Origin of the sequence: Streptomyces diastatochromogenes (assembly GCF_002242805.1) — a bacterium.
Lineage (GTDB): Bacteria > Actinomycetota > Actinomycetes > Streptomycetales > Streptomycetaceae > Streptomyces > Streptomyces diastatochromogenes.
In genome coordinates this window covers 53,047-69,942 of sequence record NZ_MCGQ01000009.1, presented here as the reverse complement: position 1 = coordinate 69,942, position 16,896 = coordinate 53,047, and the positions used below count along the sequence as shown (strand labels likewise).

Genomic DNA, 16,896 nt, shown 5'->3' with positions numbered 1-16,896 from the left:
TTACCGGGACTGCTGCGCCGGAACGCCCCGGGAGATCGGCTCGTCCTCGACGGGCGAGCCGGCCGCGGCCACCGCGGCGCCGGTCAGCGTGGCGAGCATCTCGCGGACGTTCGTCAGCTGGGCGTTGATGCTGTCGCGGCGGTTGGTGAGAGCGGCCAGCTCGCGCTCGGATTCCGAGCGGATCCGGTCGGCCTTGGCGTTGGCGTCGGCCACGATGTCCTCGGCCTGGCGCTGGGCCGTCTCCACCGTCTGGCGGGCGCGGCGCTCGGCGTCCGTGCGCAGCTTCTCCGCCTCCAGACGCAGCTGCTCGGCGCGGTGCTCGATCTCGGCGAGGCGCTTCTCGGCCTTCTGCTGACGCGAGGCCAGGTCGCGCTCGGACTGCTCGCGGCGCTTGGCCAGGTTCGTCTCGAAGTCGGCGGCGGCCTGCGCGGCCTTGGCGCGGGTCTCCTCGAAGAGGGCGTCCGCCTCCTCGCGCTTGGACTGCGCGTCCTTCTGCGCCTCGGAACGCAGCTGGGCGGCGTCGCTCTTGGCCTTCTCGACGATCCGGACGCCCTCGTCCTCGGCCTTGGCCTTGCGCTCCGCGGCGAACGACTCGGCGTCGTTGCGGACCTGCTGGGCCGCCGACTCCGCCAGCTCGCGGTGCTGCTCGGCGGCGCGCCGGGCCTCCTCCCGCAGATCCTTGGCCTCTTCCTCGGCGAGGCGCAGGATCTTCTCGACCCGCGCGCCGAGGCCGGCGTACGACGGCTCTGCGTCGGTTACCTGGGCCTGGGCGTTCTGCGTCTCGAGGTGCAGCTCTTCGATGCGCTTTTCCAGAGCGGTGATGCGGGCGAGAGCGCTGTCACGGTCGGAGACGAGCTTGGAGATACGTTCGTCCACCTGAGCGCGGTCGTACCCACGCCGCACAAGCTCGAAGCCGTAGGGGGAAGTGTCGCTCATGGGGTTCCTGTCGAAAGAGACCGGTGAGGTGATAGGGGGAATCCTAGGGGCCGAAGCGGTGTGTCATCGAGCGGATACGTGTTTGATCTGGAGAATGACACCTCTTTTGAGTGGCTGACCGCGGGACGGCTTGCCAAAGACCGGGGCAAAGCCCCCAGAACACACCGGAAACCATCCCGCCCGCTAGCTGTCCGACGACTTGCCACCCGATCGGGGGGCGCCCACGGTGGCGCCCGCCTTGACTCCGCCGTCCTTGCCGGACGACGGCGCCTCAAAGGATTCCAACGCCTCCAGGACGTCCTGGACACGGGAGATCTCGGCGTTGATGTCCTCGCGCCGGCGCACCAGGATCTCCAGTTCGCGCTTTCCTTCCTCGACCGTGGCCCGGGCCTCGCGGATCGCCTCGGCCTTCAGCTCCTCGGCCTCCCTGACCAGGCTGGCCTTCTTCAGCTCGGCCTCCTTGAGCAGGCCCTCCGCCTTCTTGACGGCGGCGATCCGGACCTTGCCCGCCTCGGAGTTCGCCTCCGACACCAGCTCCTTGGCCTTCGCCTGCGCCTTGCCCAGCTGCTCCTCGGCCGCCTTGATGAGCGCGTCGCAGCGGTCGCCGGTGGACTTCATCGTCTCGGCGGCCTCGCGGCGGGCCCGCTCGTGCAGCTCCTCGATCTCGGTGGTGATGCGGTCGCGCAGCTCCTCCGCGCGCTCCCTTATGGCGGTCGCGTCCCGGCGGGCGCCGACCAGCAGCTCGTCGGCGTCGGTGCGGGCCTTCTCGACCCGCGAGTTGCCCTCGACGGTCGCCTCGGAGACCAGCCGGTCGGCCTCGCTGCGGGCCGCGCCCACCATCGTGTCGGCCTGCGACTCCGCGTCCGCGGTGGCCTTCAGCGCCTGCTGCTGGGCCTCGGTGAGCAGCTTGTCCGCCTCGGCCGTGGTCTCCGTGATGAGCGTGTCGACCTGCTCGGCCGCCTCCGAACGCCGCTTGTTCGCGTCCTTGCGGGCCTCGTCGAGGGTCCGCTCGGCCTCCTCGCGCGCGGAGTTGACGAGCCGCTCGGACTCCGCCTCCGCGTCCGCCCGCAGCCGCTCGGCCTCGCTGCGCAGCCGCTCCGCGTGCTGCTGGGCCGAGCCCACCGTCTCGGCGGCCTCGGCACGCAGCCGCTCCGCGTCGCCGGTGGCGTCCGAGAGGAGCTGCTCGGCGTTCGCGAGGGCCTCGGCCCGGACCCGGTCCGCCTCGCTGAGCGTCTCCGTGCGCACCCGCTCGGCCTCGGCGGCCGTCTCGATCTGCAGCCGCTCGGCCTCGCTGCGCGCCTCGGTGATGAGCGTGTCCGCCTGGGTCGCCGCGTCCGAGCGGATGCGGTTGGCGTCCTCGCGGGCGTCCGCCCGGGTGCGGGCCGCCGCCTGGTCGGCCTCGGCGATCGCGTCCGACGCCTCCGTGCGCACCCGCTGGGCGTGCGCGGACGCGTCCGAGCGCAGCCGCTCGGACTCCGCGATCGCGTCGCCGACCGTACGCTCGGCGAGCGCCTTGGCGGCTTCCGACTCCTCGTTCGCCTCCCGCCGGACCCGCGAGGCGTCCTCGCTCGCCCGCTCCCGCTCGGCGTAGGCGTCGGCGCGGACCCGGTCCGCCTCCTCCTCGGCCTCCCTGCGGGTACGGTCCGCCGCGTGCTCGGCGGCCGAGCGGAGCCCGGTGATCTCGTCCTGCGCCTGCTCGTGCAGCCCGACGACGGAGTCCCGCACCTGCTGCGCGTGCTGCTCGGCGGCGGACACCATCTCGGTGGCGCGCCGGTCGGCCTCCTCGACCAGCCGGACCGCCTCGGTCTGCGCGTCCTCCACCCGCTTGCGCGCCGAGGCCAGCAGCTCCTCGCTCTGCTCGCGGGCCCGCTCGCGCTCTTGGTCGGCCTCGGACCGCGCGGCACCGAGCAGTTCCTCGGCCTCGCGACGGCGCCGGGCGGCCTCCTCCTGCGCGGCGGCGAGCGTCTCGGACGCCTCCGCGCCGAGCCGCTCGGCGGCGGACTGCGCCTCCGCCCGGACCCGGTCGGCGGTGTCCTGGGCCTCCACCTTCAGCCGCTCGGCCTCGGCCGCCGCCTCCGAACGCAGGCGTACGGCGATGGCCTCGCCCTCGGCGCGCGAGGCGGACGCGTCGGACGCGGCCTCGTTGCGCAGCCGGTCGGCCTCGGCCTCGGCCTGCTGCTGGAGCGTACGGATCCGCTCGGCGGACTCGGCGCGCAGCCGCTCGCTCTCCTCGGCGGCCTCCCGGCGGATCCGGGCCGCCTCCTCACGGGCGTCGGTGAGCGCCTGCTCGGCCGCCGCCAGCCGCTCCTGGGTCTCCGTCTGCAGCCGGGTCAGTTCCTCGGCGGCCTCGGTACGACGGGCCTCGACCGCCCGCTCGGTCTCCTCGCGCAGCTCGCGCGCGGCCTGCTCGGCGTCCGACCTGGCCGCGTCGGCCTGCTCACCGGCCTCCGCGCGGAGCCGTTCGGCCTCCTTGCGGGTGCGCTCCAGGGTCTCCTCGGCCTGCCGGCGCAGCGTCGTGGCGCGCTCGATCGCCTCGGTGCGGACCTTCTCGCTGTCCCCGGTCGCCTTCTGCCGCAGTTCGTCGGCGTCCGCCTTGGCCTTGGCCAGCAGCTCCTCGGCGGACTTGGCCGCCTCCTCGATCTGCACCACGGCCTCGCGGCGGGCCTCGGCGCGGATGGACTCGCCCTCGGCGACCGCGTCGGCGCGCAGCTGCTCGGCCTCGCCGCGCAGCCGGCGGGCCTCCTCCTGCAGCTCGACCGTCTTGGCGCGGTACTCCTTGGTGTCGTCCTTCGCCGCGCCCTTGAGCTGCTCGGCGATGTCGTGCGCCTCGGCGCGCAGCCGGTCCGCCTCGGCCTCGGCCTCCGTGCGGATCCGCTCGGCCTCCTCGGCGGCGGCCTTGGTGGTGTTCTTGGCCTCGTCCGACGCCTTGTTGAGGACGTCCTCGGCGGTCTTGGCGGCCTTGGACAGCTGGGTCGCGCTCTCCTCGGCGGTGATCGTTCGGGCCTTCTCGGAGGCCTCCGCGACGATCTTCTCGGCCTCGGCACGGGCGTCGGCGACCACCTGCTCCGCGTCGGACCTGGTGGTCTCGGCCTCCTTGGTGGCCTCCTCGACCAGCCGGGCGACCTGCTCCTTGGCCGTGCGCGTGCGGGTCTCGTTGGCGGCCTCGGCGCTCGACAGGGTCTTGGCGGCGGCCTGCTCGGCCTCCGTGACCAGCTTCTCGGCCTCGGCCTGCGCCTTGCGCAGCGCCTCCTCGGCCTGCGCCATGCGCTCCTCGGCGGCCCGGCTCAGCTCGGTGGACTGCCGGCGGGCGGCGTCCGACTCGCTGACGGTGGAGGTGCGCAGCTGCTCGGCGTGGTCGGTGGCCTCCTGGGCCTGCGTGGAGGCGGCGTTCAGCAGTCGCTCGGCGTCCGTGCGGGCGCGGCGCAGGATCTGCTCGGCCTCCGTACGCGCCGTCTCGGCGTCGTTCTGCAGCCGCTGCCGGGCCTCGCTGGTCAGCCGCTCGGTCTCCGCGCGGGCGGCGGCCAGCGCCTGGTCGGCCTCGGCGCGGGACTCGTCGAGGAGCCGGCGGGCCTGCGACTCGGTCCGGGCGCGCAGCTGCTCGGCCCAGGCCACGTTCTCGTTGACGTGCGACTCGACGGTCTGCCGGCGCTCGGCCAGCTCCTGGTCCAGCTGCTGCCGGCGGGTGACCGCCTCCTGGCGCAGCTGGTCGGCCTGGATCTGGGCGTTGCGGAGCAACTGTTCGGCCTGATAGCCGATGTCACCGCCGTCGTAGGCGGGCCGGGTCATCAGAGTGCGGCGCGCCTCGTGCAGCTTGGCGCGCAGCACCTCGACCTGGTAGCCGAGGTCCTCGGCGTGCTGGATCGCCTTTTCCCGCTCGGTCTTCAGCCGCTTCATCTCGGCCTCGAACCGAGAGAGGTGGTCGACGTCAGCCGCCGGCTCTCGCTCCTGGCTCTCGTAGCCCCGCACTGCGCGGTCCCATCCGTCCCCTGGTCAGCTTCTCCAACGAGCTCCGTCCATCCGCCGGACGGGGCCCCCGGGGAATGGTGTCAGATCAACGGCGGAGCACGGGCTGCTGCCCCGACGCTCGTCCCCCGAAACCCGGACCCCGGCATGCGGTCGCCCCGGTTATGAGGACGACCGCCCCCAACCCTACCGGCCCTTATGTACGAGGGTCAGTGCTCAGGTGACTCAACCGGGGCCGAAGTGACCAGTTCTGTCAGGACACCGTGGCAGTCCTTGGGGTGCAGGAAGGTGATCCGCGACCCCATGGAGCCGCGTCGTGGCTCGTCGTACAGAACGCGTACGCCCTTGCCGCGGATGTCCTCGGCGTCCCCGTCCACATCCGCCGTACCGAAGGCGATGTGGTGGACGCCCTCCCCGTTCTTCGCCAGCCACTTGCCGACCGCGGAGTCCTCCCGGGTCGGCTCCAGCAGCTGGAGGTAGGAGGCGCCGCCGTCGGACGTCTCGTTGATCTTGAGCATGGCCTCCCGCACGCCCTGCTCCTCGTTGACCTCGGTGTGGAACACCTCGAAGCCGTAGGTGGCCTTGTAGAACTCGACGGTCGCGTCGAGGTCGTGACAGGCGATCCCGATGTGGTCGATTCGCGTCAGCATGGGTTCAGTGCAGCGCCACGGAGGTGGTTACGCAACGTGCGCGCGATCACACCGACGGCCCGATGACGGCACGGAGTGCCACTCAGTACATTCGAAGTAAACCCTCGTTCACTCCTCGGCTCCTTGTAGCTGGAAGGGGATCGCAGCTCATGTCTTCTGGAACGACCAGCTCGGTGATCGTCGCGGGCGCCCGCACGCCCATGGGGCGACTGCTGGGCTCGCTGAAGTCCTTCTCCGGAGCCGACCTCGGCGGCTTCGCGATCAAGGCCGCCCTCGACCGTGCGGGGATCGGCGGCGACCAGGTGCAGTACGTGATCATGGGCCAGGTGCTGCAGGCCGGGGCGGGGCAGATCCCGGCCCGCCAGGCCGCAGTCAAGGCCGGCATCCCGATGAGCGTCCCGGCGCTCACCATCAACAAGGTCTGTCTGTCCGGCCTGGACGCGATCGCGCTGGCCGACCAGCTGATCCGCGCCGGCGAGTTCGACATCGTGGTCGCCGGCGGCCAGGAGTCGATGACCAACGCCCCCCACCTGCTGCCGAAGTCCCGCGAGGGCTTCAAGTACGGGGCGATCGAGATGCTCGACGCGATGGCCTACGACGGCCTGACCGACTCCTTCGAGGGCATCGCCATGGGCGAGTCGACGGAGAAGCACAACACGCGCCTCGGCATCCAGCGCCCCGAGCAGGACGAGATCGCCGCCCTGTCCCACCAGCGGGCCGCCGCCGCGCAGAAGAACGGCGTCTTCGAGGCCGAGATCACCCCGGTCGAGATCCCGCAGCGCAAGGGCGAGCCGGTCGTCTTCAGCAAGGACGAGGGCATCCGCGGCGACACCACCGTGGAGTCCCTGGGCAAGCTGCGCCCGGCCTTCACCAAGGACGGCACCATCACCGCCGGCACCTCCTCGCAGATCTCGGACGGTGCGGCGGCCGTGATCGTGATGAGCAAGGCCAAGGCCGAGGAGCTGGGCCTGGAGTGGCTCGCCGAGATCGGCGCGCACGGCAACGTGGCCGGACCGGACAACTCGCTGCAGTCGCAGCCGTCCAACGCCATCGAGCACGCCCTGAAGAAGGAGGGCCTGGAGGTCTCCGACCTCGATCTCATCGAGATCAACGAGGCCTTCGCCGCGGTCGCCGTGCAGTCAATGAAGGACCTCGGCGTGTCCACGGAAAAGGTGAACGTCAACGGTGGCGCCATCGCCCTGGGTCACCCGATCGGCATGTCCGGTGCCCGTCTCGTGCTCCACTTGGCGCTGGAGCTCAAGCGCCGGGGCGGCGGCGTCGGCGCGGCCGCGCTGTGCGGTGGCGGCGGCCAGGGCGACGCACTGATCGTGCGCGTGCCGAAGGCCTGAGTTTCCTGTACGTCGGTGAAGTGAACGGAGCTGTTTGATGCAGGACGTCTCCTCTCTGGTGGCCCAGGCCAGGGAAGGCCGGCCGCGGGCCGTGGCCCGGCTCATCTCCCTGGTGGAGGGGGCGTCCCCGCAGCTCAGGGAGGTCATGGCGGCGCTGGCCCCGCTGACCGGCAACGCCTACGTGGTCGGTCTGACGGGCTCTCCCGGCGTCGGCAAGTCCACCTCCACCTCCGCCCTGGTCACGGCGTACCGCAAGCAGGGCAGGCGGGTCGGCGTCCTGGCCGTCGACCCGTCGTCGCCGTTCTCCGGCGGCGCCCTGCTCGGCGACCGGGTGCGCATGTCGGACCACGCCTCCGACCCCGGCGTCTACATCCGCTCCATGGCCACGCGAGGCCACCTCGGCGGCCTCGCCTGGGCCGCGCCCCAGGCGATCCGCGTCCTGGACGCGGCGGGCTGCGACGTGATCCTGGTCGAGACGGTCGGCGTCGGCCAGTCGGAGGTGGAGATCGCCTCCCAGGCCGACACCTCCGTCGTCCTGCTGGCCCCCGGCATGGGCGACGGCATCCAGGCTGCGAAGGCCGGAATCCTGGAGATCGGCGACGTGTACGTCGTCAACAAGGCGGACCGGGACGGCGCCGACGCCACCGCCCGCGAACTGAACCACATGCTGGGCCTGGGCGAGGCCCGAGGCCCCGGTGACTGGCGCCCGCCCATCGTCAAGACGGTCGCGGCCCGCGCCGAGGGCGTCGACGAGGTGGTCGAGGCCCTGGAGAAGCACCGCGCCTGGATGGAGGAGCACGGCGTCCTCGCCGAACGCCGCAAGTCCCGCGCGGCCCGCGAGGTGGAGACGATCGCGGTCACCGCCCTGCGCCAACGCATCGGCGACCTCCACGGCGACCGCCGCCTGAGCACCCTCGCGGAGCGCATCGTCGCCGGCGAGCTGGACCCGTACCGCGCGGCGGACGAACTCGTGACGGGCCTGACGGAGGGCTGAGGGTCGTCGACTCGGGGCCGCTGCTGCTAGCTTGACCGGCATGTTCCTCTCCTTGGCATAGAGCGCGCACCGGATCGCGGGGCCCGGCACAGGGTCACCGCGTCCCTCGGTGTCCCCTCTTCCGCCTCGCTCAGAGGAACTTCGGCGTGTCCACACACCCTGCGCGGCCCACGTACGCCGCCGTCCTGCGCGTCCCGCACGCGCGCCGCACCTTCGCCGCCGCCCTGGCGGCCCGCCTGTGCTACGGCACGGTCACCCTGGCCGTCCTGCTCTCCGTCACCCGGGCCACCGGGTCCTACGCCGTCTCCGGGGCCGTGATGTCCCTGTTCGGCGGCGCGGCGGTCTTCCTGATGCCCCTGCGGGCGTCCCTGGTCGACCGATACGGCCCGCGTCGCGCCCTGCTCCCGATGGCCGTCCTCTACGGCACCTTCCTGTGCGCTCTGGCGGCCCTCACCTGGCGTCCCGGGGCGCCGGCGCCCCTCATCGCCACGGCCGCCGCCCTCGCGGGCACCTGCGCACCCCCGCTGGGCCCCACGATGCGCGCCCTGTGGGCCGAACTGGTCGCCGACCGGAGCCTGTTGCGGCGCGCCTACAGCCTGGACGGCGTCGCCGAGGAACTGCTGTACGTCTCCGGTCCGGCGCTGGTCGGCGTGCTGGTGGGATGGGCGCCACCGGCGTCGGGCATCCTGCTCAGCGCCTTCCTGAACGTGGCGGGCACCTGCGCCTTCGTCACGTCCCCGGCGATGCCCGGACCGCGTCCCCAGCCCCGCGGGAAGAGCCCCGGCGGCGGTCGCGGCCTGCTGCCCCCGGTCGCCGTGGCGACGGGGGTCGGACTGGCCCTCAGCGGCGTCGAGCTGCTGGTGCTGGCCTTCGCCGCCGAGGGCTCGTACGACACCGCCCTGGTGCCCTGGGTCCTGGGCGCGCTCTCGGCGGGCAGCGCGGTGGGCGGGCTGGTCAACGGGGCGGTGGAGTGGCGTTCGGCCGCCCGGGTACGGCTGTGCTGGTTCGCGGTGGGCCTCGGCCTGGTGATCGCCGCAGCGGGCCTGGCACCGGGCCTGTGGACCCTCACGGTGGCCATGGCCTGCGCGGGCGCGTTCATCGCCCCGGCCCTGACGACGGCCTATCTGCTGGCCGACGAGACCGCGACGGAGGGCGCTCGGACGCGGGCGGGGGCGTGGGTGAACACCGGAGTGAACGCGGGGAGCTCGGCTGGGGCCCTGGTGACAGGGCTGCTGATCGGCCGACTCCCGCTGACGCTGTGCTTCGCCCTGGCCGGCGGGACTGCTGTGCTGGCCGCCCTGACTGCGGGCAGTCGTGCCGCTGGGGCGGCACGGGTGGGCGGTGGGGGTCCCCCCGCTCGAGCGAAGTCGAGAGTGGGGGAGGCACCCCGCTAGCGCCGGGCCGCGCGGACCCACCCCCGCCCAGCTGCTACTCCCTGAGGTTCCCAGCGAGCCTCAGGGACGCCCCCGCTGCCCCCTCAGGTGCTCAGCGATCGGCTTCAGCCCCTTGTCCAGCTCTATCAGCGCCTCCGGCGACAGCAGATCGATGAAGTGCTTCCGCACCGATGCCACATGGTGCGGAGCAACCTTCTTCATCGTCTCCATGCCGTGCTCCGTCAGCACGGCGTACAACCCCCGCCGGTCGGACTCGCAGTTCTCGCGCCGCACCAGGTTCGCGTTCTCCATCCGCGTGATCTGGTGCGAGAGCCGGCTCTTGGACTGCAGCGTCGCGGAGGCCAGGTCGCTCATCCGCATCCGCACGTCGTCCGACTCGGACAGGTTCACGAGGATCTCGTAGTCGTTCATAGTCAGGCCGAACGGCTGCAGATCCTTCTCGAGCTGGTACGTCAACAGCCTGTTGACCTCCAGGTGGGTGCGCCAGGCGCACTGCTCCGCATCGGTCAGCCAGCGCGTGGCCGTCTCGGTCTCCATGAATGAAGTCTACCTAAGAAGTTGAAAGACGAACTACTTCGGATGGTGTGACGGTGCGCACGCGTTCGACCGTCACACTCCGCAGACTACCGCTCACAGCCCGAAGCGACGCTGGAGGTCTCCCAGCTGTCCGGGAAGGCGCGGTACGCCCGGCGATTGCGGACCGTGTCCGGACGGTGCCGCTCCGCCACCACCGGGCACCCCCGGTTCGGGTGGAACGGCCCCCGTGGCCTGCTCGGCCATCAGGGTCTCGCTCGACTGCAGCAGGACCGTCCCGGCTCCCACGAACTCGAACTGGTGCTCCTCGCCGGAAGCCCCGCCCAGGCCCGTCATCGCACGTAGACCGCCCATCACGCCTGTCAGGTACCCGTGGTCGTAGTGATGACAGGGTGACGGGCAGTCGGCCCACCCGACGAGCGCCTGGGGGTCGACCCGGATCGGAGGTTCCATGAACACCACCGGACCGTTAGATGCGGCCACAAACTTTCCGGTTCCGATAAGGGTCAGAAAACCCGGCACGATCGACTGTTTGAGCGCGAGACTTGGCTGAAAAGCGAGCAGGTTGCCCGCGCGAATGGTCAAGTTCCCGTCGTCCAGGTCGTAGGAGTTGACGTCGAAAGCCCGGTCGGCCAGCAGCATCTTGCCCGAGCCCTGCGCCACGACCCAGTCGCTCGCGTGCAGTGGCGAATGGAAAGACGTACGGACAAGTCGGTCGAGTCGGCCGTGCCCGATGCCGTTGAACTCGATCGCCCCGTAGTAGGCGATCATCTTTCCCTTCTGCAGGAACCACTGCCCGCTCTTGAGCTCGACGCAGAACGTGTACTTGTTGACGTTGTCGTCGACGGGCAGCGTCATCGGGTCGTGCACCACCGGGCCGCCGGCGGGACCGTACGCGCTCACAGCTTCTCCTCCGAGGCCTGGACGTACACCGTGCCGCTGCCGCTCAGCTCCAGCTGGAACGCCTCGCCGGAGCCGCGGCCCACCATGTCGCGCCAGCCCAGCGCGGTGGACAGCTTGTTGCGTACGTCGCCGTGGTGGGCGACGTACGCCTGCGGGTCCACATGGACCGGGCGCTGGGGTGTGATCGGGATCTCGAAGACGCCGCCGTGCGCCATCACGGCCACTGAGCCCTGCCCCTGGAGGGTGGTGGTGAACAGGCCCTGCCCGGTGACCTGGCCCCGGACCAGGCCCATGACCCCGCCCTGCGAGCCCATGAACATCGTGCCCTGGCGCAGTGTGCCGTCGAAGGCGAGCAGGCGGTCGGCCTCGACGTACAGGGTGTCGCCGGTGAGGTTGATGACGTGCACATGGTGGCCGCCGTGCCCGAAGAAGACGGTGCCGCTGCCCTCGACGGTCATCAGCGGGGTCGCCTCGCCGGCCACCCGCCGCCCGAGCATGGACATCAGCCCGCCCTGGCCGCCCTGGAGGTTGGGTGTGAAGGACACGTCCCCCTTGTAGGCGAGCATCGCCCCGCGCTGGCTGAACAGCCGCTGCCCGGGCAGCACGGTGGCCTCGACCATTTTGGAGTTGATCTCCCGGAAGGTCATCTCACAGGTCCCCCGCGATCGTGTTCCGCTCGCTCGGCTGCACATAGACCAGCCCGTCGCCCTCGAAGCGGATCTGGAAGGCCTCGCCGCCGCCCTCCCCGAAGAACGTGCGGAACGTCACACCGGACTGGAAGGACTGTCGTACGTTCCCCTGATGGGCGATGTACGCGCCCGGGTCGACGATCAGCGGGTACTGCGGGCTGACCCGCAGCACCACGGCCGGACCGTCGGAGACGATCGCCGCCTGCCCGTGTCCCTCGACGGTCGTCGTGAACAGACCGTTGCCCTGCGAGGCACCGCGCAGCCCGGTGAACGTCGTGCCCGTTCTGAGCCCGGCGTCGGTCGCGAGCAGGTTGCTCGACTCGACGTAGAGCTTGTCCCCCTGGAGGCCGACCAGGTTGATCTCCGAGGCCCGGTCCGCGAACCAGCACGTCCCGTGGCCTCTCACCTCCATCACCGTCATCTGTTCGCCGGTGAGCCGCCGGGTCACCATCCCGCGCAGTCCCTCACCGCCACCGCTCAGCTTCTTGAAGGCCATCTGCCCGTCGTACGCGACCATCGAGCCGTTCTTCGCCTTCACGGCGTCCCCGGTCATGTCGACGGCGAGCACCTTGCTCCCTTGGAGTCGGAACATCGCCACGCTGCGAAAGTAGCGGCGACGCGGGTGGGCCGAACAGGGCCCGTGGGTGGAGCGCGACCCTGAGCGCACCCCTAGGGGCACGGTTTGCCACAATGGGCGAACGCTTGTGCTTCCGTTCACAAACTGCGACGTCTCTCCCACCGAAGGTGACCCGTGGATCTCAAGACAGCCTCCGCCATCCGCCGCCTCCGCCTGATCTCCGTGCCGGAGGGCATCTCCTGGATCATTCTCGCGACCTGCACGATCATCAAGTACACGGTCGCCTCGGGCTTCGACGTCGCTCCGGTGCTGGGCCCGATCCACGGCGTGCTGTTCATCCTCTACGTGATCTTCTGGGCGGACGCCTGGAACCGCACCAAGTGGGCCAAGGGCAAGGCCGCCCTCTACTTCGCCTACTCGATCATCCCGGGCGGCGGCTTCATCATCGAGCGCGCGCTGCGCCGTGAGGCCGAGGACGCCGTCATCGCGGCCCGCGCCCGCAAGGAAGAAGGGGCCGTCGCATGATCGTCGCCTTCTCCGTGACGCCCCTCGGCGTCGGTGAGGACGTGGGGGAGTACGTCGCCGACGCCGTCCGCGTGGTGCGCGAGTCGGGCCTGCCCAACCGCACCGACGCCATGTTCACCTCGATCGAGGGCGAGTGGGACGAGGTCATGGACGTCGTCAAGCGCGCCGTCGCCGCCGTGGAGGAGCGCGCGCCGCGCGTGTCGCTCGTCCTCAAGGCCGACATCCGGCCCGGCGTGACCGACGGGCTCACCTCCAAGGTGGAGACGGTCGAGCGGCACCTGGCGCCGTAGCGCCGGCCGCATCCCCGTGAACCTCGGCCCTGTGTGGGGGCCGGGGTTTTCCCAACCGCTTTCTTTGAGCGGTCGCTCAAAGATGGGTACTTTCCCTCCCAGACGATTTGAGCAGTCGCTCAAACACCACTCTGACGTGGGGGAACACCATGGGTCTCTACATAGAGACGCATATCCGCACCGACCTGGACGATCTCTGGGCGCGCACTCAGGACCCCGCCCAGCACCAGCGCTGGGACCTGCGGTTCATCGAGATCGACCACCTCCCGCGCGCGGAGGGCGAACCGCAGCGCTTCCGGTACGCCGCGCGCGTGCTGCCGTTCCTCAAGGTGTCCGGCACCGGAGTCACCGCGGGCGAGACGGAGCGCCCCGACGGCACCCGTACCTCCGCCCTGCGCTTCGTCTCCCCGCACCCCCTCTCTCTGCTCGCGGAGGGCAGCGGCTACTGGCGCTACGTGCCCGACGCACAGGGCGTCCGCTTCCTCACCGGCTACGACTACCGCCCCCGCTGGGGCGCCTTCGGCGCGCTCGCCGACCGGCTGCTGTTCCGGCCCCTGACGGGCTGGGCCACCGCCTGGTCCTTCGACCGGCTGCGGCTGTGGCTGGAGCGGGGCATCACCCCCGAGCGGGCCCTGGCCAACTGGCTGGCCGAGCTGGCGGTGCGCGCGCTGGTGCTCACGGCGTGCCTGGCCGGTCTGGGGCGGGAGTCCGGCATCCGCGTCTTCGGCCCGTTCGCGGCCACCGTGGCCTTCCTGTGCCCGCTGCTGCTGATGGTCGCGCTCTCGCTCGCCCTCCTCAAGGCGCCGCTCGCCTGCACCCCGGCCGCCCGCCGCTGCCTGCGCACCCCGGTCACCCACGCACGCGCCCCCCGCCTCCTGGCCGCCCTGGAGAAGCACGGGTGATCGCGAACGTGCCGCACGCCGGCACCTTCGGCCGTGAGACGGTGACCTCTGTGCGCACCTTCGACCAGCCCGGCCGCTCCCGCCCCTTCGACCCCCGGACGGTGATCGACCCGGTGCGGGAGGAGGCGCGCGCATGAGCCCGGAGACGGCCAAGGCCCAGGAGACCAAGACGAGACTCCTGGAGGGCGCGCTGCGCACGCTCACCGAGCAGGGCATCGCCAGGGCATCGGCCCGTACGGTGGCCTCGGCGGCCGGCGTCAACCAGGCGCTGGTCTTCTATCACTTCGGCTCGGTCGACGAACTGCTCGCCGCCGCCTGCCGCTACGGCGCGGAGACGTCCGTGGCGCGGCATCGCGGCCGGCTCGCCGCCGTCACCTCTCTCTCCGAGCTGCTCGCCGTCGGGCGGGAGATCCACGAGGAGGAACGGGCGGGGGGTCAGGTAGCCCTCCTGGGCCAGCTGCTGGCGGGCGCCCAGACGCATGCGGCTCTGGGGCCGGCGACGGCCGCCGGGCTCGATCTGTGGATCGGGGAGATCGAGCAGGTGTTGCGGCGTGTGCTGGTGGCTACGCCGTTAGGCGGGTTTGCTGATCCGGCGGGGCTTGCTCGTGCCGTGGCTGTGTCCTTCGTCGGGATCGAGCTGTACGAGGGGGTGGACGAGGGTGGTGCCCATGCTGCCCTTGATGCTTTGGAGCAGCTCGGTGCGTTGGTTGCTGCGCTGGAGGATTTGGGGCCGGTTGCTCAGCGGGCGGTGCGGCATCGGCTGCGCCGGGCTGGCGGGTCGGCGCCGTAGGGGTGCCTGTCGTGTCTTGGGTGCGGGTGCGTGGTGGCTTGTCGCGCAGTTCCCCGCGCCCCTAGGTGGGCTGCCCACACCCGGCACATCAAGGTCAGCCCCCCGACGCCAGTGCCATCCCCAGCGGTGTTCGTTCGTACAGGACCTGGTGGCCGTACCGGCGTGCCGTCAGTAGGCCCGCGTCGCGTAGGACCGTGAGGTGGGTCGATACCGACGACGGGGCGAGGCGTAGGCGGTGGGCCAGGGCTGTGGTGGTCGCGGGGTCGTCTAGTGCGGTCAGGACGGCGGCGCGGTTGGGGCCGAGCAGGCGTACGAGTGCCTGGGGGGTTCGGTCGGCGGGCTCGGCCCAGAGACCGGCGATGCCCCGGGCGGGGTAGACGACCGTGGGCTGCCACGGGGGGTCGAAGCCCGTGATCACGTCGGGCCAGGAGAAGACGCTCGGCATCAGGACCAGGCCCTGGCCGCCGAGGTCGCGCGCGTACTCGCCGTGCAGCGGGAGCGTCAGCGTCCGGCCGTCCCAGGACAGCCGTGCGTCGAGTTCCGGCAGCAGGGTGCCGAGTCCCACCTCGGCCAGCCGCCGTGAGTGGAAGGCCACGTCCGCCTCCAGCAGCGCCCGCAGCCGGGGCCACTCCGGCTCGACCAGCACCCGCCAGGCCTCCTCCAGCGCGTCCGCCAGCTCCCGCACCATCCGTGCCGGATCCGCGAGCCACGCCCGGCCCCGCGCCGACTCCCGCGCGCCCGGGGTGCAGGCGAGCGAGCGGGCGGTGTCGTCCCGGGCCGCGTCCGGGTCGGCCCCGCGTACGGCCGCGATCTCCTCCTCGAAGCCGGCCGCGGGACCGATCGGCGGTGGCCCGAGCCAGTCGGGCGAGTGTCCCCGCCGCGGCATCAGCAGCCACAGCGGTGTCAGGTCCAGCCCCGCCGCCGTACGGATCCGGCGCAGCCAGGGCACGTGATAGCCCTGCCGGTCGGGCCGCTTCAGCGTCCGCACCGCCTCCTGCGTCTCCCACAGCGGTGAGACGGCGAACCGGCAGCGCAGGAAGTCGTCCTCACCGAAGTGGAGCTGCGAGGGCACGGCAGTCCTTTCGGAGGGGCGGAACATTCGGCCTGAGCCGAAACTCTACGGTGCTCGCCGTCGGCCCGGGCACGCTGCGCGGCATGTCCGCATCCTCCGAGGCCACGGCGTCCGCGCGCGCCGGTTACGGCCGCGTCCTCGCCGTGCCCGAGTTCCGAGCCGTCTTCGCCGCGCACATCCTGTCCATGCTCGGCGTGATCATCAGCGAGATCGCGCTCTCCGTGCTCGTCTACGACCTCACCCGCTCGCCCCTCATGAGCGCCCTGACCTTCGCGCTCGGCTTCCTGCCCTACGCCGTCGGCGGCACCCTGCTCGCCTCGGTCGCCGACCGCTTCCCGGCCCGGCGCGTGCTGGTGACGTGCGACCTGGTGTGCGCGGGGTGCGTGGCGCTGATGGTGGCCCCGGGGACGGACATCGGCGTGCTGCTCGCGCTGCGCTGCGGCCTCGCCCTCGTCGCCCCGGTGTTCGCCGGCACCCGCATGGCCACGCTCGCGGACGTCCTCGGCGACGGCGAGCCGTTCGTGCTGGGCCGCTCCCTGCTGCGGATCGTCGCGCAGAGCGCGCTGCTCGTCGGATACGGCCTCGGCGGCCTGCTCCTCACGGTCGTCAGTCCACGGCACACCCTGCTGATCACCGTCGGCACCTTCCTCGCCTCGGCCGCCCTGCTGCGCCTGGGTACCCGCCGCCGCCCCGCCCGCGCCCGGCAGACGCGGGATCCGCTGCCCGGCGCCCGCCACCTCCTCGCCGACCGGCGCATCCGCGTGCTGCTCCTCCTCTTCTGGGTGCCGGCGATGTTCTCCGTCGTCCCCGAGGCGCTGGCCGCCCCCTACGCCGACACGCTCGGCGCCGGGTCCACCGGCCTCGGCCTGCTGATGTGCGCGCTGCCCGTCGGCACGGTGGCCGGCGAGCTGTACGCCGGGGCGCGGCTGCGTCCCGTGGCCCGGGAGCGGATCGCGCTGCCGCTGGTCTGCCTGACCCTGCTGCCGTACCTCGGCTACGCGCTGCACCCCGGCCTCGGGCTCTCCCTGCTGCTCCTGCTGCTGTCCGGGGCGGGATCGGCGTACACCCTGGGCCTGGACCAGTGGTTCGTGCGGGCCGTGCCCGAGGAACTGCGCGGTCGGGCCATGACCCTGCTCAGCGCCGGACTGATGACGATCCAGGGCGTCGGCATGGCGCTGGCGGGGGTCGCGGCCCAGGTCATGGGGGTGCGGGCGGCCGTCGTAGGGGCCGGTGCGCTGGGCGTGCTGTGCTGCGGCGGGCTCGCCCTGGCCTGCCGGGCGACCGAAAGCCGAGACAGGGCTGAACGGGATATGACCGGCGGGTAGGGT

General features: G+C 71.9%; 17 protein-coding genes. 9 read left to right on the top strand and 8 right to left on the bottom strand.

Annotation, left to right across the window (positions count from 1 at the left end):
* The 3 genes from BEK98_RS09925 to mce all read right to left on the bottom strand — a co-directional run bounded on the left by BEK98_RS09925 (position 1) and on the right by mce (position 5,549).
* A complete protein-coding gene (locus BEK98_RS09925; protein ID WP_094216062.1) occupies positions 1-936 on the bottom strand; it encodes a coiled-coil domain-containing protein in 936 nt (311 codons plus the stop codon).
* A gap of 183 nt (positions 937-1,119) precedes the next feature.
* Positions 1,120-4,902, bottom strand: a complete 3,783-nt coding sequence (gene scy / locus BEK98_RS09920) for a polarized growth protein Scy (RefSeq protein WP_094216061.1) — start codon at positions 4,900-4,902, stop codon at positions 1,120-1,122.
* Between the two features lie 206 nt (positions 4,903-5,108).
* Entirely contained in the window at positions 5,109-5,549 is a 441-nt protein-coding gene (gene mce, locus BEK98_RS09915) for a methylmalonyl-CoA epimerase (protein ID WP_094216060.1), read from the bottom strand.
* 149 nt (positions 5,550-5,698) lie between these two features.
* Between mce and BEK98_RS09910 the strand changes: the two genes are divergently transcribed.
* The 3 genes from BEK98_RS09910 (at position 5,699) to BEK98_RS09900 (ending at position 9,286) form a co-directional block, all read left to right on the top strand.
* Complete coding sequence (locus BEK98_RS09910) at positions 5,699-6,898, top strand: acetyl-CoA C-acetyltransferase (RefSeq protein WP_094216059.1); 1,200 nt, start codon at positions 5,699-5,701, stop codon at positions 6,896-6,898.
* 37 nt (positions 6,899-6,935) lie between these two features.
* A complete protein-coding gene (gene meaB / locus BEK98_RS09905) occupies positions 6,936-7,892 on the top strand; it encodes a methylmalonyl Co-A mutase-associated GTPase MeaB (protein ID WP_094216058.1) in 957 nt (318 codons plus the stop codon).
* A gap of 146 nt (positions 7,893-8,038) precedes the next feature.
* Complete coding sequence (locus tag BEK98_RS09900) at positions 8,039-9,286, top strand: MFS transporter (RefSeq protein WP_094216057.1); 1,248 nt, start codon at positions 8,039-8,041, stop codon at positions 9,284-9,286.
* 60 nt (positions 9,287-9,346) lie between these two features.
* Here the strand turns inward: BEK98_RS09900 and BEK98_RS09895 are convergent, their stop codons facing one another.
* The 4 genes from BEK98_RS09895 to BEK98_RS09880 all read right to left on the bottom strand — a co-directional run bounded on the left by BEK98_RS09895 (position 9,347) and on the right by BEK98_RS09880 (position 12,004).
* On the bottom strand, positions 9,347-9,823 hold the full coding sequence (locus tag BEK98_RS09895; protein WP_094216056.1) for a MarR family winged helix-turn-helix transcriptional regulator: 477 nt from the start codon (positions 9,821-9,823) through the stop codon (positions 9,347-9,349).
* A gap of 93 nt (positions 9,824-9,916) precedes the next feature.
* The gene (locus BEK98_RS09890) at positions 9,917-10,678 is read right to left on the bottom strand and encodes an AIM24 family protein (RefSeq protein ID WP_094216238.1); all 762 of its coding nucleotides are present in this window, start codon (positions 10,676-10,678) and stop codon (positions 9,917-9,919) included.
* Between the two features lie 41 nt (positions 10,679-10,719).
* Positions 10,720-11,370 (bottom strand): AIM24 family protein, encoded by a 651-nt coding sequence (locus tag BEK98_RS09885; RefSeq protein WP_094216055.1) that lies wholly within the window; start codon positions 11,368-11,370, stop codon positions 10,720-10,722.
* 1 nt (position 11,371) lies between these two features.
* Positions 11,372-12,004: an AIM24 family protein gene (locus tag BEK98_RS09880; RefSeq protein ID WP_094216054.1), complete on the bottom strand. Its 633-nt coding sequence runs from the start codon at positions 12,002-12,004 to the stop codon at positions 11,372-11,374.
* A gap of 159 nt (positions 12,005-12,163) precedes the next feature.
* On the opposite strand from BEK98_RS09880, the gene BEK98_RS09875 reads away from it, so the two are divergent.
* The 5 genes from BEK98_RS09875 (at position 12,164) to BEK98_RS09860 (ending at position 14,496) form a co-directional block, all read left to right on the top strand.
* Positions 12,164-12,514: a DUF3817 domain-containing protein gene (locus BEK98_RS09875; protein ID WP_094216053.1), complete on the top strand. Its 351-nt coding sequence runs from the start codon at positions 12,164-12,166 to the stop codon at positions 12,512-12,514.
* Positions 12,511-12,804, top strand: a complete 294-nt coding sequence (locus tag BEK98_RS09870; RefSeq protein ID WP_094216052.1) for an MTH1187 family thiamine-binding protein — start codon at positions 12,511-12,513, stop codon at positions 12,802-12,804. Before BEK98_RS09875 ends, BEK98_RS09870 begins: the two co-directional genes overlap by 4 nt.
* Positions 12,805-12,953: 149 nt before the next feature.
* On the top strand, positions 12,954-13,706 hold the full coding sequence (locus BEK98_RS09865; RefSeq protein WP_094216051.1) for a hypothetical protein: 753 nt from the start codon (positions 12,954-12,956) through the stop codon (positions 13,704-13,706).
* Complete coding sequence (locus BEK98_RS48910; protein WP_167444122.1) at positions 13,703-13,843, top strand: hypothetical protein; 141 nt, start codon at positions 13,703-13,705, stop codon at positions 13,841-13,843. Before BEK98_RS09865 ends, BEK98_RS48910 begins: the two co-directional genes overlap by 4 nt.
* A complete protein-coding gene (locus tag BEK98_RS09860) occupies positions 13,840-14,496 on the top strand; it encodes a TetR/AcrR family transcriptional regulator (RefSeq protein WP_094216050.1) in 657 nt (218 codons plus the stop codon). The genes BEK98_RS48910 and BEK98_RS09860 overlap by 4 nt, the downstream gene beginning before the upstream one ends.
* A 94-nt stretch (positions 14,497-14,590) precedes the next feature.
* Here BEK98_RS09860 and BEK98_RS09855 read toward each other — a convergent pair whose 3' ends face one another.
* On the bottom strand, positions 14,591-15,568 hold the full coding sequence (locus tag BEK98_RS09855; protein WP_094216049.1) for an ArsR/SmtB family transcription factor: 978 nt from the start codon (positions 15,566-15,568) through the stop codon (positions 14,591-14,593).
* Positions 15,569-15,651: 83 nt separating this feature from the next.
* Here BEK98_RS09855 and BEK98_RS09850 point away from each other — a divergent pair, with 83 nt between their 5' ends.
* Positions 15,652-16,893 carry an MFS transporter gene (locus BEK98_RS09850; RefSeq protein WP_094216237.1) on the top strand — a complete coding sequence of 414 codons (1,242 nt, stop codon included), beginning with the start codon at positions 15,652-15,654 and terminating at the stop codon, positions 16,891-16,893.
* Positions 16,894-16,896 lie beyond the last annotated feature (3 nt).